Annotated in this window: 18 protein-coding genes and 1 tRNA gene; 11 read left to right on the top strand and 8 right to left on the bottom strand. The window is 68.9% G+C overall.

Annotation, left to right across the window (positions count from 1 at the left end):
* Window positions 1–85: 85 nt before the first annotated feature.
* The 3 genes from FEK34_RS22845 to FEK34_RS22835 form a co-directional block, all read right to left on the bottom strand.
* A complete protein-coding gene (locus tag FEK34_RS22845) occupies window positions 86–2626 on the bottom strand; it encodes an ATP-binding cassette domain-containing protein (RefSeq protein ID WP_249359507.1) in 2541 nt (846 codons plus the stop codon).
* 145 nt (window positions 2627–2771) lie between these two features.
* On the bottom strand, window positions 2772–3701 hold the full coding sequence (locus tag FEK34_RS22840; protein WP_138450827.1) for an ABC transporter permease: 930 nt from the start codon (window positions 3699–3701) through the stop codon (window positions 2772–2774).
* Window positions 3698–5212: an ABC transporter substrate-binding protein gene (locus tag FEK34_RS22835; RefSeq protein WP_138450825.1), complete on the bottom strand. Its 1515-nt coding sequence runs from the start codon at window positions 5210–5212 to the stop codon at window positions 3698–3700. Before FEK34_RS22835 ends, FEK34_RS22840 begins: the two co-directional genes overlap by 4 nt.
* 314 nt (window positions 5213–5526) lie before the next feature.
* On the opposite strand from FEK34_RS22835, the gene FEK34_RS22830 reads away from it, so the two are divergent.
* The 8 genes from FEK34_RS22830 (at window position 5527) to FEK34_RS22795 (ending at window position 13804) form a co-directional block, all read left to right on the top strand.
* Entirely contained in the window at window positions 5527–6648 is a 1122-nt protein-coding gene (locus FEK34_RS22830) for a TauD/TfdA family dioxygenase (protein ID WP_138450824.1), read from the top strand.
* On the top strand, window positions 6620–7630 hold the full coding sequence (locus FEK34_RS22825; protein ID WP_171048338.1) for an ornithine cyclodeaminase family protein: 1011 nt from the start codon (window positions 6620–6622) through the stop codon (window positions 7628–7630). Before FEK34_RS22830 ends, FEK34_RS22825 begins: the two co-directional genes overlap by 29 nt.
* 320 nt (window positions 7631–7950) lie before the next feature.
* Window positions 7951–9258: an alanine racemase gene (locus FEK34_RS22820; RefSeq protein ID WP_212748809.1), complete on the top strand. Its 1308-nt coding sequence runs from the start codon at window positions 7951–7953 to the stop codon at window positions 9256–9258.
* A gap of 65 nt (window positions 9259–9323) precedes the next feature.
* Window positions 9324–10358 (top strand): PLP-dependent cysteine synthase family protein, encoded by a 1035-nt coding sequence (locus FEK34_RS22815; protein WP_138450822.1) that lies wholly within the window; start codon window positions 9324–9326, stop codon window positions 10356–10358.
* Window positions 10355–11758 (top strand): MATE family efflux transporter, encoded by a 1404-nt coding sequence (locus FEK34_RS22810; protein WP_138450820.1) that lies wholly within the window; start codon window positions 10355–10357, stop codon window positions 11756–11758. The genes FEK34_RS22815 and FEK34_RS22810 overlap by 4 nt, the downstream gene beginning before the upstream one ends.
* Window positions 11759–12063: 305 nt before the next feature.
* A complete protein-coding gene (locus FEK34_RS22805) occupies window positions 12064–12525 on the top strand; it encodes a flavodoxin domain-containing protein (protein ID WP_138450818.1) in 462 nt (153 codons plus the stop codon).
* Between the two features lie 145 nt (window positions 12526–12670).
* Complete coding sequence (locus FEK34_RS22800; protein WP_138450816.1) at window positions 12671–13153, top strand: hypothetical protein; 483 nt, start codon at window positions 12671–12673, stop codon at window positions 13151–13153.
* A 75-nt stretch (window positions 13154–13228) separates the two neighbouring features.
* A complete protein-coding gene (locus FEK34_RS22795; protein ID WP_138450814.1) occupies window positions 13229–13804 on the top strand; it encodes a TerD family protein in 576 nt (191 codons plus the stop codon).
* A 94-nt stretch (window positions 13805–13898) separates the two neighbouring features.
* Here FEK34_RS22795 and FEK34_RS22790 read toward each other — a convergent pair whose 3' ends face one another.
* The 5 genes from FEK34_RS22790 to FEK34_RS22770 all read right to left on the bottom strand — a co-directional run bounded on the left by FEK34_RS22790 (window position 13899) and on the right by FEK34_RS22770 (window position 22126).
* Window positions 13899–16097 carry an MMPL family transporter gene (locus FEK34_RS22790; protein ID WP_138450812.1) on the bottom strand — a complete coding sequence of 733 codons (2199 nt, stop codon included), beginning with the start codon at window positions 16095–16097 and terminating at the stop codon, window positions 13899–13901.
* A gap of 119 nt (window positions 16098–16216) precedes the next feature.
* On the bottom strand, window positions 16217–16927 hold the full coding sequence (locus FEK34_RS22785; RefSeq protein WP_138450959.1) for a MazG family protein: 711 nt from the start codon (window positions 16925–16927) through the stop codon (window positions 16217–16219).
* 23 nt (window positions 16928–16950) lie between these two features.
* The gene (mfd, locus tag FEK34_RS22780; RefSeq protein WP_138450809.1) at window positions 16951–20565 is read right to left on the bottom strand and encodes a transcription-repair coupling factor; all 3615 of its coding nucleotides are present in this window, start codon (window positions 20563–20565) and stop codon (window positions 16951–16953) included.
* Window positions 20566–20681: 116 nt separating this feature from the next.
* Entirely contained in the window at window positions 20682–21329 is a 648-nt protein-coding gene (locus FEK34_RS22775) for a TetR/AcrR family transcriptional regulator (RefSeq protein WP_130917783.1), read from the bottom strand.
* Window positions 21330–21511: 182 nt separating this feature from the next.
* Window positions 21512–22126: a TetR/AcrR family transcriptional regulator gene (locus FEK34_RS22770; RefSeq protein ID WP_085996260.1), complete on the bottom strand. Its 615-nt coding sequence runs from the start codon at window positions 22124–22126 to the stop codon at window positions 21512–21514.
* A 269-nt stretch (window positions 22127–22395) separates the two neighbouring features.
* Between FEK34_RS22770 and FEK34_RS22765 the strand changes: the two genes are divergently transcribed.
* From FEK34_RS22765 to FEK34_RS22755, 3 genes are all read left to right on the top strand, one after another.
* A tRNA-Gln gene (locus FEK34_RS22765) sits at window positions 22396–22466 on the top strand.
* 169 nt (window positions 22467–22635) lie between these two features.
* Window positions 22636–24126: a bifunctional UDP-N-acetylglucosamine diphosphorylase/glucosamine-1-phosphate N-acetyltransferase GlmU gene (glmU, locus tag FEK34_RS22760; RefSeq protein ID WP_138450807.1), complete on the top strand. Its 1491-nt coding sequence runs from the start codon at window positions 22636–22638 to the stop codon at window positions 24124–24126.
* Window positions 24123–25103 (top strand): ribose-phosphate diphosphokinase, encoded by a 981-nt coding sequence (locus FEK34_RS22755; RefSeq protein ID WP_036539892.1) that lies wholly within the window; start codon window positions 24123–24125, stop codon window positions 25101–25103. Before glmU ends, FEK34_RS22755 begins: the two co-directional genes overlap by 4 nt.
* The last annotated feature ends 57 nt before the right edge of the window (window positions 25104–25160 follow it).

Genomic DNA, 25160 nt, shown 5'->3' with positions numbered 1-25160 from the left:
CCCCTGTGATCTCTGGTTCTTCACCAGTGTGGCAGAGGGGTACGACAAGTTTCGGGGCCCGGGAACGCCCTCGTGTGGTGCCTGTTCAATGCAGCAGTTCGCGAGTGGCTGCGTGGTCCGGCTCAGCGAGAATGGTTGCGGTGGACCCTGATTCGACCGGGCGCCCGTGGTCCAGGACCAGGATGCCGGGGCAGTGGGCGGCGACCACGGTCATGTCGTGGGTGATGAGCAGCAGGGCGGTGCCGCGTTCGGTGCGGATGCGGTCGAGCAGCGACATGATGGCGTCGGCGGTGGCGTGGTCGAGCGCGGAGGTGATCTCGTCGCACAGCAGGACCGCGGGCTCGGAGGCAAGGGCGCGGGCCAAGGCCACCCGTTGGCGTTGACCGCCGGAGAGTTCGTGCGGGTAGCGCGAGGCGGTCTCGGGATCCAGTTCCACCGATTCCAGCAATGCCGTGATCTGCGCGCGGAGTTGCTGCTTCGACGGCCGGTCGAACAGGCGATCCCGCATGGCGATGCTCCCGAGCGCGGAACCCGTGCGGTGCCGCGACTTCCGGCGCAGCGGGCGAGCCAACGTCTGCGCGACGGTCCGGCGCGGGTTCAGCGCCGACTTCGGGTTCTGCGTGACCAACTGGATCCCGTTGTGTACCTGAACTTTCCGGCGGGCCGGAGTTATCGGCAGCGATGCGCCATGAAGATCGAGCGAACCCACCGCCTCACGGTGTAGGCCCGCCAGCACCCGGGCGAGGGTGGTCTTACCCGCACCGGAAGCCCCGACCACCGCCAGCGCGGAACCGCGAGCGAGCGCGAAGTCGATCCCCGACAGCACCTGCTCGCCCTTGATCGATGCCCCGACTCCCCGCGCACGCAGAACGATCGGCTCATCGACCGGCGCCGACGCCGCCGCCCGCACTTCCCGCGCCGACACACTGCCCAACTCCACGACCTGGTCGGCGATCGCGTGCACGGTCTCGGTGTCGTGGCCGGTGAGCAGCACCGTCACCCCGGTCGCGGCGATACCGGAGATCACCCCGGCGATCTCGGACCGCAGCGTCGCGTGCAGGCCCGCGAACGGCTCGTCCAGCACGAGGATGCCGGTGCGGCGCACCAGCGCCCGAGCCAAGGCCACCCGCCGTTGCTGACCGCCGGACAGCTCGTCGGGACGGCGATGCAGATGATCGGCGGACAGGCCGACCTGGTGCAGCGCATCGAGCAGTGCTGCCTCGGACCCGTCGCGCGCGACCTCGGCGAGCAGCGTCCGCACCCGCATGAGCGGATTGAGCGCCGAACCGGGATCCTGCCCGACATAGGCGATCCGGTCACGCCGGAAGGCCCGCAGCTGTGCCGGCCCCAGCGTCAACACCTCGCAGCCCGCCACAGCTACGCTGCCCTCGACCCGCGCGTTCGCCTCCGGCACCTGCCCGACCAGCAGCCGCAACAACGTCGTCTTCCCGCACCCAGACGGCCCCGTCACAGCGGTGACACTCCCGGCACCGGCTCGAAACGAGACCGGCCCCAGCATTTTCTGCCCATTCGACCCGACCACGACAAGGCCGTTCACCACCACACCGGCGTCATCCGCCCGCCGCACGCCCTCGGCCACGACCGCACCCCCGATCGAGACGCCGCGCGGCTCAGCCGCCACCGCACCATCGTGTAGCTCCCCTGCCGCCGCACCCTGGATGGAGTCGTCACGCCGAGCAGTCGCCACCGCATCCGGGATCGAGCCGCCGCGCGGGCCGGCCACTTCCTCGCCCGAGGTCAGACCATCGCGCACCTCGGCCGCAGTGGGATCAACCAGTCCGGTGGCCCCACGATCAGAGATGGGCGTCGTGCCCGTGCTCGGCGCTGCTTCCCGGCCGAACTCCGATACCGCGAGGTTCACGCTCACCGCGACGATGGCGATGGCCAGGCTGGGGGCCAGCGCGGCCCAGGGGTTGAGCAGGAGCCCGGAGGTGTTGTCGCGGACCATGCCGGCCCAGTTGGTGGCGCCTAGGGTGGTGGGCAGTTGCAGGAAGGAAGCGGTGGCGACCAGGTAGACGCCTGCCACGATACGCAGGCCGAGTTGAGTGGCGAATACCTCGCGCAGGTTGGGCATCATTTCGCGGAACACCAGGTGGGGCAGGGTTTCTCCGCTCGCCTGCGCCGCTTCCACGTAGCCGCTGGAGGCCACGCCCGCAGCGGCGGCGGCGAATACGCGGGCGCAGTAGGGGGCGCCGAACAGCAGGGCCAGCACGATCAGGCCGGCCACACCCGCGTCCGGCCAGGAGGACAGCACCAGCAGGATGCCGAGGACCGCTGGCAGCAGGATGACGAAATCCATGGCGAGTTCGATCACCGCACCCGCCCGGGGACGCAACGCGGCCACCGCTCCGAGGACGCTCGCCACCACAGTCACCGCCACCGCGATCACCGCGGCCGTCAACAGCAGGCCCCAGCCGCCGTAGAGCAGCCGGCTCAGCACATCCCGGCCCAGCCGGTCGGTGCCCAGCCACGCGTCACCGCTTGGCCCGGAGAACGGAATCCCGACCGGCTGCTCGGCCCCGCGCACGGCCAGACTCGGGCCGAGCAGTGCGAGCACGACCACCACCATCGCCGGCGCCACCGCCGCGATCCGCCGCAGGTTCACCGAATCACCGCCCTGGCTCGAATGCGGCCGGTCGCCGGCCGGACCGCGCAGGCAGGCCCCCGCAACGCCGATGCCGCACCGGCGAACTCTCCCGATCCGCGGCTCAGGTCGCCGACCAGGTGCCGCACGCCGGACCGATGGGCCTTCACATCCGCCCCCGCAACGCCCAGGTCCGCACCGCGTCGGCGGTAGCGAGCATCAGCATGATGACCACACCCGTCAACGCCACCACCGCCGCCATCAGCGTGGTATCCCGGTCGGCGACCGATGCGGCGAGCAGAGCGCCGAGCCCCGGATAGTTGAAGATGGTCTCCACCACCAGCGCACCGCCGAGCAGCATGCCGACGGTGGTGGCGAAGCTGGCGACGATGGTCGGCAGGGCGAAGGGCAGCACATGCCGGGCGAGCACGGTCCGCTCCGAAAGCCCGTCCAGCACAGCCGTTTCCACGTGCGGCAAGCGGGCGGCATCCGCCAGCGCCGCACGCACCACCCTCGTGTTCCAGCCGATCTGCGGGATCGCCAGCGCGAGTACCGGAAGCACCAGCATGTCCGCCGAGATCGGGAATCCGGACCGCCCGGTGATAGTGACGGCGGGCAGCCAGCCGGTGGCCAGCGAGAACACCAGGATCAGCAGCGTCGCGACCACGAATTCCGGCACCGCGACAGCGGTGGTGGTGCTCGGTTGCAGGACCCGGCCGAGCACGCCGCGTGGCCGGATCGACCACCACGCCCCGAAGGCCAGCGAGGCCGCGATCGTCACCGCGAACGCCAGCCCGCCCAGCAGCAGGGTCTGCGGAAAGGTGTCGGCCAGCAGCTCACCCACCGATCTCCCGCGCGCCGTCTGCCCGAAATCGCCGGTGAGCACCCCGGCGAGCCAATCGCCGAAGCGCACCGGCAGCGGACGGTCGAGACCGAGTTCGCGTTCCTTCGCCGCGACCGCCGCCTCGGTGGCGTCACGGCCGAGCACGGCACGTGCAGTGCTGCCCGGCAATAGGTCGACGGCCGCGAACACCGCCGCCAGCAACGCGATGAGCAGGGCGACGCGCCGGAGCAGCAGGCGGGCGAACCTGGTCACGACAACCAGGCGCGTTCCAGTTGGACCCGCGCGAAGCCGCCGAGCGTGGGCAGATCGTGTGCTCTCGTGGTCGCGATATCGATGCCGTCGGCCATGCCCCACACCAGGTAGCCGCCGCGCTCGTGCTGGATGCGTTGCAGCTCACCCGCGGCGTCGGCTTGTTCGGCCTGGCTCTGCGCTGCCAGCGCTTTCGCCGTGGCGGCGTCGAAAGCCTGGTCACGGAAGGCGGTTTCATTGCGATTGGAGGTGCTCGACATCAAGCTGTTGGCGAAGAACAGCGTGGAATCGTTGGTGCCCCACGAGATCGTGTAGAACGGCGCCAGCAGCCAGGTCTGGTCGTAGAAGGTGTTCGGCTCCTGCGTCACGACCTCGACCCGCAGGCCGATATCGGCCAGCTGAGTGGCGATCACCTGCGCCGACTCCACCTCACCCGGAGCCTCCGCCTTGGTCACCAGCGGGTAGCTGCGGCCGAGGTCGAATCCGGCCTCACGCAGCAGGTTCTTCGCGCGGTCGATATCGCGGGAACGCTGCGGAATGCTCTTGTCGTACAACGGATCACCGGTGCCGAGAATGTCGTTGGCGACGGTGCCGTAACCGGAGTGCACCTGGTCGACCAGCGCACCGCGATCGACGCCGAGACGCACAGCGGTGCGCACCCGCGAATCGGCGAAGGGCCCGTCAGAGGTGCGCATGGCCACCCCGACGACGGTGTCGTTCGGCCTGCGCACCACCTGGAGATCGCCGCGCCCGGCCGCCGTGCGCCCCGCGATGGCCCCGACATTGGATGCCAGGTCGATCTGGTTGCCGAGCACGGCGTTGCTCAGCGCGGTGACGCTGTCGAACATGGTGACCTCGATCGCGTCGAGCAGCGCGGGCGCGGCGTGCCAGCGATCGTTGCGCACCAGCCGGGCGGTGCCACCCTCGAAGGATTCGAAGCGGAACGGCCCGGTGCCGTTCGGCCGGGTGAAGTCGGTGGTGTCCTTCTTGACGGTGAACGTCATCAGGCGCACGAGCAGCGGGATCTGCGAGTTGGGTTCGGGGGTGGCCAGCACGATATGACCCGGCCCGTCGGCGGTGATGTCCTGGACCGCCGCAGGCATTTTGGACGGACCGCCCTGCTCGCGCAGTCTGCGCAGCGACCAGACCACGTCCTCGGAGGTGACCGGCGTGCCGTCGTGGAAGGTGGCGCCCTCGGCGAGGGTGAACCGCCAGCGCTTGCCCTCGGCGTCGGGTTCCCATGCCGTGGCCAGCCGCGCGGCCACGGTCGGGTTCGCCGCCGGCACCGTCAGCGGGTCGTAGACCAGCGAGGCGATGAGGAAATCGCTGTCGTTGCTGAGGTTGGCGTGCGGATCGCGTTCCAGGCGTGCGGGCGTGCCGAGCGCGCCGACGCGCAATGTGCCGCCCGGCCGGGGCGGACCGGCCGATTCGGTCCCATTCGAACAGGCCGCGGCCAGCAGCACGGCGCCGACGCCGACACCGGATCGCAGCAACTGTCGTCGGTTCAAACCCATTGCGCCGCCTTCCCTACCGAAACACACCCACCCGTCAACCCTGGAGAAATCACCCAGGGAAGGCTAGCCTAATCGTGTTCTGCGTCTCGCGGCGGCCGATGTGCCAATTGGGTGATACCGCCCACTAGCTGCGCTTCGGCTCGGTTATGCTACATCGCTATCCAATCGCCAAAGTTAGGTAAGCCTTGCTCTAGCTCGAGGGAAGCACTAGCTTCGCAGTTCGAATCGTCACCACTCGCTTTTCGACCCCATGCGAAGAAGGGAATACCCTGGTGAAAAGCGTTCTCTCCGAACGTAAGACGCTTCACCCCCAGATGATCGAACGACGCGAGCTCCCCCCGGCCGCCGGACGCGCGGTACGCGAGCTGGCTCGTGTGATACACGACACACTCGACTATCCGGGCGTCGACGGCGCACAAGCCGCGCGAACGCTCACCGACCCTGCGCTCGTCGACCAGGTGCAGGCCCGCGTCCACGAGTTACCGGCCGCGGTGCGCCACGCCATGCGCGCCCCGGAGACCTCGGCCGGCGCCGCCGTCGTCAGCAGGCTGCCGCTCGACGACGCCGAATGCGGCCCGACCCCGCCCAGCTGGCGCGAAGCCGCACTGTGGAGCGGGGATTCGAGCCTGTGCTCGTGTTCGCTCGAACTCGACATCGTGATGCTGCTGCTGGCCCGATCCGCGGGCGAACCGTTCGGCTGGCAGGGCCAGCAGGACGGACGCCTGGTCAACAACATCGTCCCGGCCGCGGGCCATGAGCACGAACAGTCCGGCGCAAGCAGCAAAACCCTGCTCAGCCCGCACACCGAAGACGCCTTCCATCCCGGCCGCGCGCATCTGCTGATGCTGTCGTGCCTGCGCAATCCCGACCGCGTCGGCACCACCGTCTCCTCGGTGCGCCGGGTCGAACTGGACGCGCGGCAGCGGCGACTTCTCAGCACACCCGTGCTGCCGATCCTGCCCGACGTCTCCTACGGCTCCGGCTACGATCGCGCGACCGCGACACCGGTGCCCACGGTGTGGAGTGCGAGCGAAAATCACTGGAAAACAGACGATCTGACGCTGCGCTACGATCCCGCCTACACCCCGCTCGACGACGCCGATCCCGAATACCGCGCCGCCTACGCGTACCTCACCGACGAGCTCGAACGCGTCTGCGTCACCGCGGCGCTCGAACCCGGTGAACTGCTGCTGGTGGACAACGACGTCGCCGTGCACGGCCGGGTGCCGTTCACCGCCCGCTACGACGGCACCGACCGCTGGCTCAAACGAGTGAACATCCGGTTACCCGATCGACGCCGACGCGACGCCGAGGCCGGAGAGAATGGGTATGGACAGCTATTGGTCCGCCCATTCCGGGCGGCCGGACCGGAAACGGTTCCGGCGGAAGTAGAGCGGGACGGCACAGATGATCGAGGATCCTTTGAGCACGCGTGATCGAGTCACCCCGCTGCGGGTGCTGAGCCGAAGCGACCTCGCCGACGTGCCGATCTCGCCGTCGGCCGTGGTGCGGGCGGTGGAAGACGCGTATCTCGCCTTCGCGGCGGGAGATTCGGACAATCCACGGAAGTTGAGCGTCGCCAATCCGGATGGCTGGTCGGTCGCCTACGCCATGCTCGGGCGTGACGGCCGCCGCCGGGTGGTAGCGATGAAGACCTCCTACAAGTTCGATCCCGGTCACGACCGCAGCACCAAGCGGTACTACACCACCATCACCCTCTACGACGACACCACCGGCGCCCCGATCGCGATGATGGACTGTGCGCGGGTCGGGGCGCTGCGCACGCCCGCGGTCTCGGCGCTGCTGGTGCGCGAAACCGCCCGCCGCGACGCCGATACCGTGCTGCTCATCGGCACCGGCACGCAGGGCCGCAACGCGCTGCCGCATCTGCTCGCCGCCAATCCCGGGCTGCGCAAACTGATGCTGTACGGCACCCACCCGGAAGGGATCGAGGCCGTGCACCGGCAGCTGGCCGAACATCATCCGCACGCGATGCTGGAGACCGTCACCGATCCGCGCGCCGCCGCCTCCGTCGCGGATGTGGTGCTGGCGACGGCGGGCCCCGGCACCGAGGTTGCCCTGGAATCCGATGATCTGAAGCCGGGTTCGGTGGCGGTGCTGGTCGGGTACGGGCTGGCGCCGTCGACGCTGAACGACGCCGACCGCGTCGTCGCCACCAGCGCCGCGCAAATGGCGGTGACCGGCACCGACATGGCGGGCCCCGACGGCGTGCTGCGCCCCGTCGACGCCGAGCTACCGCAGATCCTCAGCCGCCGCGCCGTCGCCAGGCGTTCGGAGAAGGAGCGGATCTTCGTCTACAACAGCGGGCTCGTGCTCACCGATATCGCCGTCGCGCACGCGCTCGCCGAACGTGCCATCGCCGAAGGAAGAGGTACCGAGGTGCCGCTGTGGGATTGACGGAGACGGATGGCGCGGCCGCCGTGGTGAACTCCGACGCGGCAGCGGATGAGGCGGGGCATCGCACGAGCGGCGGCGCGGTCACTCTCGCCGCCACGGCGGTAGCAGGCCAGAGCGCTGAGCTACCCGCCGGCGAGTTCGACTCATCCGGGAGCGAGTCCGCAGTCTGTCGCGCCGGTGGCCCGGCGGGCACCCCGGGCATCGGCACGACGACGGCTCCGGGAACTGGCCGTGCCACCGGCACTGCCTCGAACATCGGCGCGGGCACTGTCGCAGGCGGTGCCACGGGCACGGCCACCGCCGCGAGCAGCGGCGGGATCATGGCCATGCCGCTGCCGGCGCACCGCGACGAATGGGAACAGCGGGTCTTGGATGACCCGAACCTGCTGGGCGACATCGCCTTTGCGGTGGGCGGGCCGTTCCACCTGATGTATCCGGAGCGAGTCGCTCGCAATGTCCGCGGCTTTCAGCAAGCGTTCGCCGCGGCGGGCGTCGATGGGTTCGTCTACTTCGGCAAGAAGGCGAACAAGGCCGGTTGCGTGGCGCGGGCGTGCGCGGAGCAGGGCGCGGGCGTCGACGTGGCGAGCACCGGGGAGCTGACGGCGGCGTTGGCTCAGGGTGTTCGGGGCGCGGAGCTGATGGTGACCGGCCCGGAGAAGTCCGATGACCTGCTGTGGCTGGCTGCCAGGCACGGGGCGTTGATCGCGGTGGACAGCGTCGGCGAACTCGAGCGGATCGCCGCGCTCGGCCTCGAGGTGCGGGTGCTGTTCCGGGTGCTGCCGCCGGCGTCGGCCAGCCGTTTCGGCATGACCGACACCGAAATCGAGCACGCCCTCACCGCCGCGACTGCGATGACCTCGGTTCGGTTGGAGGGCTTCAGCTTCCACCTGTCCGGCTACGACCCGGTGCCGCGCGCCGAACTGGCCGCCGACCTGGTCCGGCTATGCCTGCACGCACGCACCCTCGGTCATCCGGCGAACACGATCTCGATCGGCGGCGGGTTCGCCGTGGACTATGTGCCCGCCGAAGCCTGGTCGGGTTTCACCGCCGAGGCCAGCCGCCGCTGGTTCCACACCGGCAAGAAGTTCGACAGCTACTACCCGTACCACTGCCCCGCACCGGGCCCGGCTATGCTCGCCGCGATCCTGGACCGCGCAGGCCTCGCCGGGCAGTTGCGCGACCACGGCATCCGGCTGGCCATCGAGCCCGGACGGGCACTGCTCGACCGGGCGGGCAGCACCGTCTTCCGGGTGCAGGGCAGCAAGACCCGGCTCGCGCACGGGCACCCCTACCGCATCCTGACCGTCGACGGCTCCAGCCTGAGCCTGTCCGAGCAGTGGTTCGACAGCGAGTACCTACCCGATCCGGTGCTCTGGCCGGCCCGCGCGGGCACCGTCACCCCGACGGTGGTGGGGGCCGCGACCTGCCTGGAATCGGACATGCTCAGCTGGCGCCGGATCCCGCTGCCACGAGCGGCCGAACCCGGCGATCTGCTGATCTACCCGAATACCGCCGGATACCAGATGGACTCCAACGAGTCCGCCTTCCACGAATTACCCCTACCGCCGAAGGTGGCGCTGCACGACGCGCCCGGCGGCAGGTTCCGCTGGACGCTCGACACCCACTGATTTCGCAACGCCCAGACCCACCGACCCGGCTGGACGCCGGACAGTACCGACCGAGGAGACCTTCCATGCCGCTCGTCACGCGTGTGACGGACCTGATCGGCCGCACCCCGTTGTTCGAGCTGGCGGCCACCGCGACCGGCACCAGGCTGCTGCTCAAGCTCGAACAGTTCAACCCGACCGGCGCCGCCAAGATCCGGATGGCGCGCGAAATGGTGCTCGACGCCGAGCGAAGAGGTTTGCTGAGCGATGGCGGGCATATCATCGAATCGACATCGGGCAACACCGGCCTCGGCCTGGCGGTGGTTGCCGCCGAACGCGGCTACCGCTTCACCGCGGTGGTCGACCACCACGCATGTAAGGACAAACTGCGCGCGATGCGAGCAATGGGTGCGGAACTGGTGTTCGTGGCCGATGACGGCGACGACAATCTGGCCACCTCGGCCCGCGAGGACCTCGCCGAGGCGATGGCCGCCGCCCAGGACGACGCCTACTTCACCGAACAGCACAACAACGACGCCAATGCGGTGGGCTATTACGCGGTGGCCGAAGAGTTGCTGGAAGACGTCGAGCGCGTCGATATCCTGCTGTCCGCGGTCGGCACCGGCGGTTCGCTGTTCGGGACCGCCACCCGGCTGCGTCAGCTCGGGTGCGTGCCCAAGGTGATCGGTGTGGAGCCGGTCGGTTCGATCGCGTTCGGCGGTCCCGGCGGCCCGTACTGGCAGTCCGGCACCGGCACTCCGCCCGGCGCCACCATCGGCACGGCCGTCGACTATTCGTTGCTCGACGAGGGCGTGAAGGTCAGCGACGTGGCGGCCTTCGCCACCGCACGCGCCGTCGCGGCCGAGCTCGGGTTGATGCTCGGCGGCTCGGCGGGCGGTTCGGTACACGCGGCGCTGACCCGGCTCGAGGAGTTCCCGCCCGGTTCCACCGTGGTCACCATCGTCTGCGACGGCGGCGAGAAGTACCTCGACACCGTTTTCGACGACGACTGGATGCGCGCACGCGACCTGCTCGACCCCGACACCGAAGCCGAGGTGCGGAATATGCTCGCCCGCTACACCCCGGCCGCCCGCCGAGATCAACTGGTGGAGGCGCGGTGAATCTGTCCGACTTCCGCGCCGACGGCAAGCGGCTCACCGCACTGGCGACGCCGATCGCGTTGACGCAGCTGGCGCAGATCGCGGTCTCCACCACCAATATCGCCCTGATGGGCAGCCTCGGGGTGCGTCAGGTCGCGGCGGGCGGCCTGGCGATCGTGTTGTTCAACCAGATCCGGACCATGTGCGTCGGGCTGATCACCGGCAGCGGCAATCAGATCGCCTCGGCGGTGAGCGCGGCGGGCAAACGCGGCGTCAGCGCCGATCGCGAGGTCCGCGATGTGGTGCGGTCGAGTTTCCTGATCGCCACGCTCGCCGGCCTGCTCGGCGGAGTCGCGCTGGTGGGCCTCGGCTGGTCGCTGCAATGGCTGGGCCAGGACGCCGGTGTGCTCGCCGACGCGCGCCCGATGATGGTGGCGCTGGCCCCCGGCCTGCTGCCGTGCCTGTGGTTCCAGGTGCTGCGCCAGTACACCGTCGGCATGCAGAAACCGCAGGCGCTGCTGCTGGTGACGCTCGGTTCGGTGGCGTTGAATCTGGTGCTCGCGCTGACCTTCATGCACGGCTGGCTCGGCCTGCCCGCACTCGGGCTCACCGGCATCGGTGTGGCGACCTCGCTGGTTTTCCTGATCACCTTCGCCGTGTTCTGGGCGATGGTGCGCCGCGACCGGGAGCTTGCCGCGGGCTTGTCACTGCGGCCGTGGCCGGTGCGGATGACGACGGTGCGCACCGAGCTGAAACTCGGCGTGCCGATCTCGCTCACCTACGGCTCCGAGGCGGGCATGTTCTCGGTGCTCGCGCTGGTCATGGGCAGTATCGGGCCTGCCGCGCTGGCGGCGCACAACGTCGTCTACCAGATCATCTACATCGTGTTCCAGGTCGCGATCGGACTCTCGCACGGTGCGTCGATCCTGGTGAGCCATGCCGTGGCGCGCGACGAATTCGATCATGCGCGGGCACTGGCGTGGCTGGCGCTGCGCCATGCCGCGGTGATCGCCGCGGTCACCGGCGTGGCCTATGTGGTGATCCCCGATCTGGTGCTGCGGCCGTTCCTCGATCCCGGCGATACCGCGACGCTCGAGGTGGCGAAGACGCTGCTGCTCATCGGTATCGTGCTCCAGTTCTTCGACGCCGCCCAGAACATCGGCAACGGGCTGCTGCGCGGACTGAAGGCCACCAACGCGGGATTCCGGCTGTCGCTGGTGGGGTATTGGCTGGTGGGCCTGCCGACTGCGCTGCTGCTGGCGTTCCCGGCCGGACTCGGCGCGGCAGGCGTGTGGTGGGGGCTCACCGCAGGGCTGGCGGCCACGGCGGGGCTCATGCTGCGGAGGTACTTCACGCTGCTGGATACGGCGGCACGGGAACATACCGTGGTGCTCCCGCAGGCGCTCGGCACGCCGGGCTGATCACCGCCCCGAGCCAGATCGCCGACGCGAGCCGATCGCTGTACGCGGTAGTCACCGGCTCGGGAGATTCAGCGCAACACTCCAGGTGCCGTTCGCGTCGAGGACCGGGTGCACGCGCTGGAACGCGGCCATATCGCGGCGGACCCATCGGCACGTTCGGAGGCCCGCGTCTGCCGGCGATCGCAGGCCGTGCCGCCCATACCCGAACCGGCGGCACGGTCACCCGTCCGGTCGGGAGGATCTTGCCGACACCAGCACTGAATATTAGGCTAGCCTCACCATACTCAGACGAGAAGGGAGTCGCGGTGCGCGTCGTCATTCTGTTCGGATCGGAGATGGGTACGGCCGAGTCCGCCGCCGACAGCGTGGCCGACGAACTCGCCACCCACGACGTGTCGGTCCACGACATGAGCGACTTCGATATCGACGACCTCGATGTCCGCGACTTCCACATCATCGTCTGCTCCACCTACGGCGACGGCGAACTGCCGACCGGCGCCGAACCGTTCTTCGACGCGCTGAACGCCCGCACACCCGACCTCACCGGCCTGCGGTTCGCGGTCTTCGGCCTCGGCGATTCCGTCTACGGCGACACCTTCAATCGCGGTGGTGAGATCATTGCCGAGAAGCTCACCGAATGCGGTGCGGTGCAGGTGGGCGAGCACGCCCGCCACGATGCCTCCACCGAGATCAAACCGGGTGCGATGGCCCGGGAATGGGCCCGCGGGCTGCGGATTTCCGACCAGGCGGCACTGGCCGCGGTCTGAACGCCGTGCACCACAGCGGATCCGAACGCACGGGCGATCCGGACCGCGGCCCGATCTTCCCCGGCCGGTTGTCGGTATCAGCCCTTAAACTGGGTTCGGAGTGCGGCACAGCCCGTCGCGCGCGTCGATTCATGAGGTGATGAACATGGCAGCCGGAGTCAGCCCTGCGCAACATCAGGACCCCTCGACCGATCATCCCGAGCTGGACGTGCTGCCGGAATGGCCGACCGAGACCATCGCCGTGCTGGTCACCACCGATCCGGCGCCGCACGCGATTCCGGTGTCCTGGCCCGTGCGCGCGGGCGACCGCGCCATCCTGCTGAGCCTGAAGTTCGATCGCGGATCGCTGGCCCGGCTGCGCGAACGTCCCGAGGTGGCGCTGCTGATTCTGGCCGGCGGCAATGTCGCGCTGTGCGCGCGCGGCACCGCGAAGGTGATCGCGGAGGAAATGCCCGACGCCACCGACTATGTGGCGGTACGCATCGACGTCGACGTGATCGACGATCACCGCCAGTCGGCATTCCAGGTGGAGAAGGGGATTCAGCGCACCGTGCTCGACGCCACCGAACTGCACGCGCTGGAAGGCCGGGTGGCCACCCTGCGGTCCTGGGCGGAGAGCGAGAACTGAACCACGGCGGCGTCGCCTGCCGTTCGACATAATCGTGGGCAAGGGCGCAGCGTCAGCGCCGCGAGGAAGGGGAACATGAGCGTCACACTGGCCAAAGGCGGCAATGTCTCGCTGTCCAAGCAGGCCCCGAATCTGACCAAAGTCACCGTCGGCCTTGGCTGGGACGTGCGTACCAGCACCGGGGCCGATTACGACCTCGATGCCAGCGCGCTGGCCACCGGGCCCGACCTGAAAGTGCTGTCGGACCAGCATTTCGTCTTCTACAACAACCTGCGCTCGCCGGAGGGATCCATCGAGCACACCGGCGACAACCTCACCGGTGAGGGTGACGGCGACGACGAGGTGATCAACGTCGACCTGGCGGCCACCCCGCCGACGATCACCAATATCTTCTTCCCCGTCTCCATCCACGAGGCCGATGCCCGCAGGCAGTCCTTCGGCCAGGTGCGCAACGCCTATATCCGGGTGGTCGATTCGACGACCGGTTCGGAACTGGCGCGCTACGACCTCAGTGAGGACGCCTCCACAGAGACCGCCATGGTCTTCGGTGAGCTCTACCGGCACAACGGGGAGTGGAAGTTCCGCGCCATCGGCCAGGGCTACGCGTCCGGGCTGGCGGGGATCGCCCGCGACTACGGCGTCAATATCTGAGCCGTCCGCAAGCGAAGACGGCGGGTGCGTGAGGATTTCACGCACCCGCCGTTCGCCGGTGCAGCCCCGGCGCTCCCCCACCGGGCTCACCGTCTCACGCGCCGACCAGATCCCCGTCGCGCTCCGGTGTGCCCGCGCTCTCGCGAATTCCGAAGCGGTCGTGCAGTTTCCGCAGCGGCCCCGGCGCCCACCAGGTCCAGCGTCCACCGAGTTTCATGGTGGCGGGCAGCAGGAACCCGCGGATCAGCGTCGCATCGGCCAGCACAGCCAGCGGCAACCCTATCCCGAACGCCTTCATGAAGGTGATGTCGGAGACCAGGAAGCCGAGGAACACCACCGAGATGAGTACCGCCGCGGCGGTGACGATCCGGCCGATCCGCTCCAACCCGACCGCCACGGCGGCGGTGCCGTCACCGGTGCGTTCGTACTCCTCGCGGATCCGCGACAGCAGGAACACCTGGTAATCCATGGCCAGACCGAACGCCACACCGAACAGCATGATCGGCACGGTCGAGGCCAGCGTCCCGGTGACGGTGAAGCCCAGCAGCTCCGACAGATGCCCGTCCTGGAAGATCCAGACCAGGGCACCGAAGGTCGCGGTGAGGCTCAGGCAGCTCAGCAGCACCGCCACCACCGGCAGGAACACGCTGCCGGTCAGCAGGAACAGCAGGATCAGCATCATCGCCAGCACCACGCCGAGGGCGATCGGCAGCCGGTCCAGCAGGGCGTCGGTGGCATCGGCGCTCACCGCCGCCACGCCGCCGACCAACGCCTCCGATGGCGCGTCGACCTCGCGGATGGTGCCGACCAGATCCTCCAGCACGGCCGAATCGTCGGTGGAGGGAACCACCGAGAGATACACCCCGCCGTCGGCGGCGAATCGTGCGTTGAGTTCGGTCGGTGGCGCGATCTGCGTGCCCTCGGCATAGCTGCTGCTGACGGTATCGACCCGCTGCACATCCGGCAGCGCCGACAGCTCACGCGCGTACTCGGGCACACCCGAACCACCCTGCGGCAGCACCACACTCAGCGCACTCTGCTCACTGGTGTCGAACTCCGCGCGCACCGTCTCGGCGACCTGCCGCGAGGACGACGCCTCCGGCATGGACCGTTCGTCCGGATAGCCGAGCTTCAATCCGAGGAATGGTGCGCCGAGGAACAGCAGCACCACGGTTACCGTGATCGCCACCGTCCCCGGCCTGCGCATCACGAACATGGCCAGCCGGTGCCAGCGACCCTCGTGCAGTTCCCGGGACGCGTTGTCGCGGCGCCGGATTCGCCACTTGTCGACGCGGGTGCCCAGGATCGCCAGCAGCGCGGGCAGCACCGTCAGCGAACTCAACGCGGCGATCAGCGCCACCGCGATACCCGCGTAACCGACCGATCGAACGGCCAGCAGCGGGAAGAACACCAGACCCGACAGGGCCACCGCCACCGTCACCGCCGAGAACGCGACGGTGCGTCCGGCGGAGTTCATGGTGGTGCGCAAGGCCTGCCCGGGTTCCACGCCGGCTTCGAGTTCCTCCCGGTAGCGGCTGACGATCAGCAGGCTGTAATCGATCGCCAGACCCAACCCGAGCAGCGTGACGACATTGATGGCCAGTGCGTTCAGATCCGTCACCCCGGCCAGCAACCACATCGCGCCCATGGTGAGCAGCACCGTCACCATCGCGACCGCCAGCGGCAGCAGCGCCGCCATCACACTGCCGAACACCAGCACCAGCGCGATCAACGTGATCGGGAAGGCGATGGATTCGCCGGTCACCGCGTCCTTCTCCGACTGCTCCACCATCTCGTGCTGGAGCATGGCGTAGCCGCCGACCCGCACGTCGAGGCCGTCGTGGGTGCCGGAGTAGCGCGGGGCCAGCTCGGTGATCCGGTCTTCCACGGCGTCGTCGTCACCGAGGATGGTGGCCACCACCAGGCCGGTGGAGCCGTCGGCGCTGCGCAGCGCGGGCGGCCGGCCCGAGGTCCAATAGGAGCTCACGCCGGTGACGTCGTCTTCGCCGGTCAACCGCTGCACCAGCGCGGTCGCCGCCGCAGCGGTGCCGGGGTCGTCGACCGGGCCGCCGCCGCCGACCAGCAGCACCAGATTCGGCTGGCCCTGCCCGAACTGGTCGCGCAGCACCTCGGCCGCCACCCCGGATTCGGCGCCCGGATCGTTGAATCCGCCGCCCTTCAACTTGTCGAACAAGGTCGAACTGCCTGCTCCGGCCAGCATGAGCAGTACCGCGAAGAGAACCAGCACGGCGCGTCTGCGCCGCATGATGAAATCGATCAGTCCCGCCGGCATTACTGCCTCCTAGGTCGCGTCATTGCGGGTGGATACACGACTCGGACGAGACAGCGAACGCGGATGTGATGGGTTCGCCCGCCGCTGCGGCGCAGCTCACACCGGTGGTACGGGCGCGGTCAGCGAGAGGCCGGCCAGTACCTGCGCCAGGCGGCGGCGTCGAGGGGGGCGCGCTCGCCGCGGTCGGCTTCGGCGGCGTCCTCGGCGGCGCGGATGGCGTCGGCGAAGGCGAGGGTGGCCTTGCGCAGCCGTTCCTCGGCGCTGTCGCGACCGCCGAGGCGGACCATGCGCAGCGCGGGCGGAATCAGATCCTCGGGGAGTCCCGCACGATTACTGCGGTGCAAAACCTTCTCGGCCAAGGCCAGCGCGGGTTGCGCCATCGCGATACCGTCCAGGCACGACCGGCGTGCCTTCTCCGCGGATTTACGTTCCTCCCAGGCCTTTTCCTGCGCCGCGATCTTCTCCTCGACGCTCGCGTCCGCCGGCAGATCGGAAGCGGCGAGATGCGGGCTGCGGTTGACGAGCTTGGCGACCAGCGCGGCCGCCACATCGTCGACAGTGAACTCCCCCGCCGCCTGCGCGATCCTGGAATGGAACAGCACCTGCAACAGCAGATCGCCGAGTTCCTCCTTGATGGTCTCGGCGTCCTCGTGCTGGATGGCGTCGAGCAGCTCGTAGGTCTCCTCGAGCAGGTACGGGCGCAGCGAATCGTGGGTCTGGGTGGTTTCCCAGCCGCCGAAATGCCACAGCCGGTCCATCACCTCGACGGCCTCGGCCAGTCCGGCCGCCAGCGTCGCGGTATCGGTCTGCACGCGCAGCGCGTCCGGCATCGCGCGCGAATCGGATCCCTGACTCATCGGGCGACCGAGACCTCGGTGGCGACGGTGAGATCGACCGCGCCCTGGGCCTTGCCGTCCAGCGCCAGCAGCAGGTCGGCGAGGTATTGCAGCAGCGGGACGTCACGCAACCGGTCCGCGCCCACGCTGTCCTGCACCCGAGGCAGCGGCACGCCGACCACGCCGCTGGCCGCCTTGTAGGTGGCGCTCGGGTAGATCCGCTTGAGCCGCAACTGCTTGGAGTCGGGCAGATTCAGCGGCGAGATCTTCACCGTGGTGCCGGTGACCGCGATCTCGGTGACGCCGTACTCGCGGGCCAGCAGCCGCAGCTTGGCCACCGACACCAGCCTACCGACCTCCACCGGCAGCGGGCCGTACCGGTCGACGAGTTCCTCCACCACCGCGGCCAGCGTCGAATCATCGTGCGCGGCGGCCAGTTTGCGGTAGGCCTCGAGGCGCAGCCGGTCGCTGGTGATGTAGTCGGGCGGGATGTGCGCGTCCACCGGCAGGTCGATGCGCACCTCCTTGGTCTCCTCGGTGGTGATCGGCTTGCCATCGGCGGCGGCGCGATAAGCCTCCACCGCCTCACCCACCAGCCGCACATACAGATCGAAACCGACGCCCGCGACGTGGCCGGACTGTTCGGCGCCGAGCACATTGCCCGCGCCACGGATCTCCAGATCCTTCATCGCCACCGCCATACCGGCGCCGAGATCGGAGTTCTGCGCGATGGTGGCCAGCCGGTCGTAGGCGGTTTCGGTGAGCGGCTTCTCCGGCGGGTACAGGAAATAGGCGTAGCCGCGTTCACGGGAGCGCCCGACCCGGCCGCGCAGCTGATGCAGCTGCGACAGACCGAGCGCGTCGGCGCGTTCCACGATCAGGGTGTTGGCGTTGGAGATGTCGAGACCGGTCTCGATGATGGTGGTACACACCAGCACGTCGTACTCGCGCTGCCAGAAGCCCTGCACCGTGCTTTCCAGCGCGTCCTCGTTCATCTGACCGTGCGCGACCACCACCCGCGCCTCCGGCACCAGCTCGCGAATCCGCTTGGCCGCCTTGTCGATCGAGGACACCCGGTTGTGCACGTAGAACACCTGGCCGTCGCGCAGCAGCTCACGCCGGATGGCGGCGGTGACCTGCTTGTCGCTGTAGGCGCCGACGTAGGTGAGCACCGGATGACGTTCCTCGGGCGGGGTGAGGATGGTCGACATCTCCCGGATGCCGGCCAAGCTCATCTCCAGGGTGCGCGGGATCGGCGTGGCGGACATGGTGAGCACGTCGACGTGGGTGCGCAGCGCCTTGATGTGTTCCTTGTGCTCGACGCCGAAACGCTGTTCCTCGTCGACGATGACCAGGCCCAGATCCTTCCACCGCACCCCGGTCTGCAACAGCCGGTGCGTGCCGACCACGATGTCGACCTCGCCGGAGGCCATGCCCTCGAGCACCTCGCGCGATTCGGCCGGATCGGTGAAGCGCGACAGGCCCTTGACCGTCACCGGGAAGCCGGCGACGCGTTCGGTGAATGTTTGCAGATGCTGCTGGGCCAGCAGCGTCGTCGGCACCAGCACGACAACCTGTTTGCCGTCCTGCACCGCCTTGAACGCGGCGCGCACCGCGATCTCGGTCTTGCCGTAGCCGACGTCGCCGCACACCACCCGGTCCATCGGGACCGGCTTCTCCATATCCGCCTTCACATCGGTGATGGCGGTCATCTGGTCGACGGTCTCGGTGAACGCGAACGCGTCCTCCATCTCCTGCTGCCACGGCGTGTCCGGGCCGAAGGCGTGGCCGGGCGCGGCCTGGCGGGCGGCATACAGCTGCACCAGCTCGCCGGCGATCTCGCGCACCGCCTTGCGGGCCTTGCGTTTGGTGTTGGCCCAGTCGGAGCCGCCCAGCTTGGACAGGCTCGGCATCTCGCCGCCGACATAGCGGGACAGCTGATCCAGCGATTCCATCGGCACGAACAGCCGGTCGCCGGGCTGGCCGCGTTTGCCGGGCGCGTACTCGATGACCAGGTATTCCCGGCGCGCACCGCCGACGGTGCGCTCGATCATCTCGACGAAACGACCGATGCCGTGCTGATCGTGCACGACCATATCGCCGGCAGTGAGCGCCAGCGGATCGACCTGATTGCGGCGTTTGGCCGGCAGCCGCTTGCCCTCGGTGGGCGCGGTGACCCGGTTGCCGGTGAGATCGGATTCGGCGACGACCACCAGGCCCGCATCATCGAAGATGACGCCGTCGTGCAGCGAACCACACAGCACCCCGACCACGCCGGTCTCCGGTTCCGCACCGCTGTCCAGCGCGGCGGCGGGCACATCGGCGTCGGCGAGCCGTTCGAGCACACGCTGGGCGGTACCGTGCCCGGCCACCACCACGACCGCGCGGCCACCGGTGGTGACGTGCGCGCGCAGCGAGGCGAAGATCGTCGCGACCAGCTCGTCCGAACCCCGCGCGGTGGGCCCTGCCTGCACCGGCAGCACCACTTCGGCGGAATCGCCCGAGGTCAGCGGGCTCAGCGTCCACCACGGCAGATCGTGTTCGGCGGCGCTGTCCTGGATCTGCGGCAGCGAACGGTAGGCCGAGGCGGCCAGGTCGAGGCCGTGCGCGCCCAGCGGGGCGTCACCACCGAAGGAGGCGGCGGTCCACGAGGCTTCGAGGAATTCGGCGCCGGTGCGCATCAGGTCGGCGGCGCGGGTGCGGATCTTCTCCGGATCACACAGCAGCAGATGGGTGCCCTCGGGCAGCTCCTCGGTGAGCAGGCTCAACGCACCCGGGCGCAGCACCGGCAGCAGCGCCTCCATGCCGTCCACCGGGATGCCCTGCGCCAGCTTCTCCAGCATCTCCACCAGGGCGGCGTCGGCGGAATTGGCGCTGGCGACCTCGGCGGCGCGGTCGCGGACCGCCTCGGTGAGCAGCAGCTCCCGGCACGGCGGCGCCACCACGACGTCGATGTTCAGCTCCGGCAGCGAACGCTGATCGGCGACCGAGAACGGGCGCAGTTCGCTGACCTCGTCGCCCCACATCTCCACGCGCACCGGATGATCGGCGGTCGGCGGGAACACATCGAGAATGCCGCCGCGCACGGCGAATTCACCGCGCTTGCCGACCATGTCGACCCGGGTGTAGGCGAATTCGACCAGGCGGGTGAGCAATTCGTCGAAATCGATCTCGGTGCCCACGCGCAGCACGATCGGCTCGATATCACCGAGCCCCGAGGCCATCGGCTGCATCAGCGAACGCACCGTCGTCACCACCACACGCAGCGGCTCCGGGAACACCGGGTCGTCCGGATGCGCCAACCGCCGCAGCACAGCCAGCCGCCGGCCGACGGTGTCCGCGCCGGGCGAGAGCCGCTCATGCGGCAGCGTCTCCCAGGACGGGAACTGCGCGACCGCCTCGCCGAGGATCTCGGTCAGCTCGACGGTCAGATCGTCGGCCTCGCGCCCGGTGGCGGTCACCACCACCACCGGCTTGCTCGCCGCCACCGTCCCCGCCACGAACGCCCGCGCCGCCGCCGGCGCGACCAACTCCACCCGCGACGTGCCGACCAGGTCGGATACGGTCCGCAGCGCGATATCGGCGCCGGCCGCGGCGGCCAGGCCCGCCAGAGGTGGACGTGGGGCAGACATGCTCAACTCCTGAAGCGAACGGGCGAATCGACCGGCTCTGCCATTCTGCCGCTCCTCCGTCGCGGCGTGTTCGCGGCCCCCTGATGGCCCACCTGGCTGCGCGCCAGCGCGCAAAGTTACGGCACGTAGCGGCGGAGGCGGCGGGCGGCGAACTCGCGGAAGTAGGAGAGTTTCTCCGGGGGGACGATCGCCGGGAGCAGGAAGTACCAGGCGCGTTCCATGCGGGTGGCCATCTGGTCGATGGCTTCGGTGCCGACCGCGACGATGTGCACGCCGGTGGTGACGCCCTGCAGCAGCAGGCCGATGGTTTCCGGGTCGAGGTCGGGCAGCAGGTCGCCCTGGGCGATGGCGCGCTCGGCCAGCAGGCGGTAGGTCTCACCCCAGGATTTGGCGATGTTGTCGCCGGCGGCGCCGCGGTAGTCGCCGATCTGGTGGGTGAGCTTGAGCATCGCCCCGACCATCGGATCGTTCATCGACAGATCGGCCACCACGTAGGTGATGCCGATGCAGGCCTCCAGCGCGGGCACCCGGGGATCGAAGAAGCCCTGGCAGGAACTCACCAGTCGCTCGTTGCCCTGGTCGACGACCGCGCGGGCCAGCTCCTCCTTGGAGCCGAAGTGAAAGTACAAGGCGCCCTTGGTCACGTTGGACTGCGCGATGATCTCGCTCAGGCTCGCGTTCGCATAGCCCAAGCGCAGAAAGACATCGGCCGCGCCCGCCAGGACGGAGTCGCGGGTGATCTCCGCGCGCGCTTGCCTAGCCATCAGATCCGCCTGTCATCCCAAAAACCAGCCATCCTGAAGTAGACCGACATCCCGAATTTGACCGACATACCGCCCGAACAGCACCCAAAGGATGGGTGAACCGTACCACCAGCGCGCCGCTCGGCAGACGATTCGAGTATGTGGTGCAAGCTCGTTCGCAATTCACCGGTTAACTCTCCCGGTCAGTTCTCGGTCCCGGCGGGCCACTCCGAACTGAGCTGTGGATCGGCCTCGAGGTGGCGCAGACCGTTCCAGCACAGGTTGACCAGATGCGCCGCGACCACCTCCTTCGAGGGGGTGCGCTCATCGAGCCACCAGGTGGCGGCGGTGGACACCATGCCGACGAGCGCCTGCGCGTACAGGGTGGCCAAGCTGGTGTCGAGATCGCGGCGTTCGAAGTCGCCGGCGAGGATGTGCGCGACCTGGTTCACGGCCTCGTTGAGCAGGCTCGAATAGCGCCCGTCGCCGGTTTGCGGCAGCTGATCGCGGACCAAGATGCGGAACCCGTCGGTCCGCTGCTCGATGTAGGTGAGCAGCGCCAGCGCCACCTGTTCGAGCCGGACCCGCGAGCGATTCTGGGTCAGCGAGGAGGTGATCATGTCCAGCAGCATCGACATCTCACGGTCCACGACGACGGCGTAGAGGCCCTCTTTACCGCCGAAATGTTCGTAGACGACCGGCTTGGAGACCTGCGCGCGCTGGGCGATCTCCTCGATGGAGGTGGCGTCGTAGCCGCGTTCGGCGAACAACGCGCGACCGATCTCGATCAGCTGCTGACGCCGCTGCGTGCCCGTCATCCGGGGGCGCGGCGGCTGGCCGCCGCGGCGGGCCTTGTCGCCGGGTGCGCCGACGCGCGGATTCTCGCCGGTCGTGGGTGTCTCGTGCATTGGCCTCCCTACCTACGCCGGCGAATGGTATGGGACAACTGTTCCAGACAGCTCGCGCGCGGGCGCAGCCGGGCGCGCGAATCACGCCCACGGTTCGACGGATCCGAGGTCGGCATGCGAGTATCGTTGCCGTGCCGAGGCGCACTGGCGGGCGCGTATGTGTCCCGTCGATGCGACAATCCGCCGTAGTGTAATGGCAGCACCTCTGATTTTGGTTCAGATAGTTCAGGTTCGAGTCCTGGCGGCGGAGCACGCGAGCACAGCGGATCGGCTCGCGGGTACGGTGTCCAGCGCACGGGTGCGGTGCCGGCCGTTGGCACAGTGGCCTGCCACGGACACGGTGCCGGCTCACGGGCAGTGTGAGCACTGCGTGGGCCGCAGGTTTGACCAGCACGATGACAGGCAGCCGAGGGAGATTCATGCCACAGCAGACCGCCGTCGTCGTTCTCGCAGCCGGTGCCGGGACACGAATGCGGTCGAAGACCCCCAAAGTTCTGCATTCGCTGGCCGGCCGCAGCATGCTCGCGCACGCGCTGCATGCGGCGAACGAGATCGACCCCGCGTATCTGATCACGGTGGTCGGGCACGACCGGGAGCAGGTCGGCGCCGCGGTCGCGGCGGTGGCCGCCGAACAGGCCCGCGAGATCATTCCGGCGGTGCAGGAGCAGCAGCTCGGCACCGGCCACGCCGTGCAGTGCGGGCTGACCGCGCTGCCGGACGACTTCACCGGTGACGTTCTCGTCACCTCCGCCGATGTACCGCTGCTGGACGGGCACACCCTGTCCGCCCTGCTCGACGAGCACCGCAGCTACGCCGACCGGCCCGCGGTCACCGTCCTGACCTTCGTACCGGACGACCCGAACGGCTACGGCCGGATCGTGCGCGACGCCGACGGCCAGGTCGTGGAGATCGTCGAGCATGCCGACGCCACCCCGGAGCAGGCCCAGATCAACGAGGTCAACTCCGGTGTGTACGCCTTCGACGTGACGGTGCTGCGCACCATGCTCGGGCGGCTGTCCACCGCGAACGCCCAGCACGAGCTCTACCTGACCGATGTGCTGCGGCTGGCGCACGAGGCCGGCCATCCCGTGCAGGGCGCGCGCCTGGTCGATTCGGCCAAGGTCACCGGCGTCAACGACCGGGTGCAGCTGGCCGCGGCCGCGCGCACGCTCAACCGCTACATCCTGGAACGGCATATGCGCGCCGGGGTGACCGTCATCGATCCGGCCACCACCTGGGTCGACGCCGGGGTGCGGATCGGGCGCGATGCGACCCTGCGGCCCGGTGTGCAGCTGCTCGGCAATACCGTCATCGGCGAGGACGCCGAGGTCGGGCCGGATTCCACGCTCACCGATGTGATCGTCGGCGACGGCGCGAAGGTGGTGCGCACGCACGGCGAGGGCGCGGTGATCGGGCCCGCCGCCACCGTCGGACCCTTCAGTTACCTGCGGCCGGGGACCGTGCTCGGCGAGTCCGGCAAACTCGGAGCGTTCGTGGAAACCAAGAACGCCTCCATCGGCGCGCACTCCAAGGTGCCGCATCTGACCTACGTCGGCGACGCCACCATCGGCGAGCACAGCAACATCGGCGCGTCCAGCGTTTTCGTGAACTACGACGGGGTGAACAAGCACCACACCACCGTCGGTTCGCATGTGCGCACGGGCAGCGACACGATGTTCGTCGCGCCGATCACCGTGGGTGACGGCGCCTATTCGGCGGCGGGTACTGTACTGCGCAGAAACGTTCCGCCGGGGGCGCTCGCCGTGTCGGGTGGACCACAGCGCAATATTGAGAACTGGGTGCAGCGGTATCGTCCCGGAACCGCTGCGGCGCGCGCGGCGGCGGAAGCCATCGCGGCAAACGAGATGTCGAGTCAGGCAATCGAGCTAAAGGATGGCAAACAGCAGTGACCGCGTCATGGATCGACAATCAGAAGAACCTGATGCTATTCGCCGGACGTTCGCATCCTGAGCTGGCCGAACAGGTCGCCAAGGAACTCGACGTCCACGTCACGCCCCAGACCGCGCGCGACTTCGCCAACGGTGAGATCTTCGTACGCTTCGAAGAGTCGGTCCGTGGTTCGGACGCCTTCGTGCTGCAGAGCTTCCCCGCGCCGCTCAACGAATGGCTGATGGAACAGCTCATCATGATCGACGCGCTCAAGCGTGGTTCGGCCAAGCGGATCACCGCGATCCTGCCGTTCTACCCGTACGCGCGCCAGGACAAGAAGCACCGCGGCCGCGAGCCCATCTCCGCTCGCCTGGTCGCCGATCTGCTCAAGACCGCGGGCGCGGACCGCATCATCACCGTCGACCTGCACACCGACCAGATCCAGGGCTTCTTCGACGGGCCGGTCGACCACATGCACGCCCAGCTGCAGCTGGCCGAGTACGTGCGGTCCAACTACAGCCTCGAGCACATCACCGTGGTCTCCCCCGACTCCGGCCGCGTGCGTGTCGCCGAGAAGTGGGCCGATTCGCTGGGTGGCTCGCCGCTGGCGTTCATCCACAAGACCCGCGACCCGCTGGTGCCCAACCAGGTCAAGTCCAACCGCGTGGTCGGTGAGGTCGAGGGCCGCACCTGCATCCTGATCGACGACATGATCGACACCGGTGGCACCATCGCCGGCGCGGTCAGCGTGCTGAAGGAAGCCGGCGCCGGTGACGTCGTCATCGCCGCGACCCACGGTGTGCTGAGCTCGCCCGCCGCCGAGCGGCTGGCCGCCTGCGGCGCCAAGGAGGTCGTGGTGACCAACACCCTGCCGATCACCGAGGACAAGAAGTTCCCGCAGCTGACCGTGCTGTCGATCGCGCCGCTGCTGGCCCGCACCATCCGCGAGGTGTTCGAGAACGGCTCGGTGACCGGGCTGTTCAACGGCAACGCCTGAGCTTCGACGCCCGTGACGGGCCCGGACCACACGGTCCGGGCCCGTCATTTTTGTGTC

Source organism: Nocardia cyriacigeorgica (genome assembly GCF_005863245.1).
Classification (GTDB): Bacteria; Actinomycetota; Actinomycetes; order Mycobacteriales; family Mycobacteriaceae; genus Nocardia; species Nocardia cyriacigeorgica_C.
Note: the sequence above shows the minus strand (reverse complement) of the source record. Positions and strands in the feature narration are given on the sequence as shown.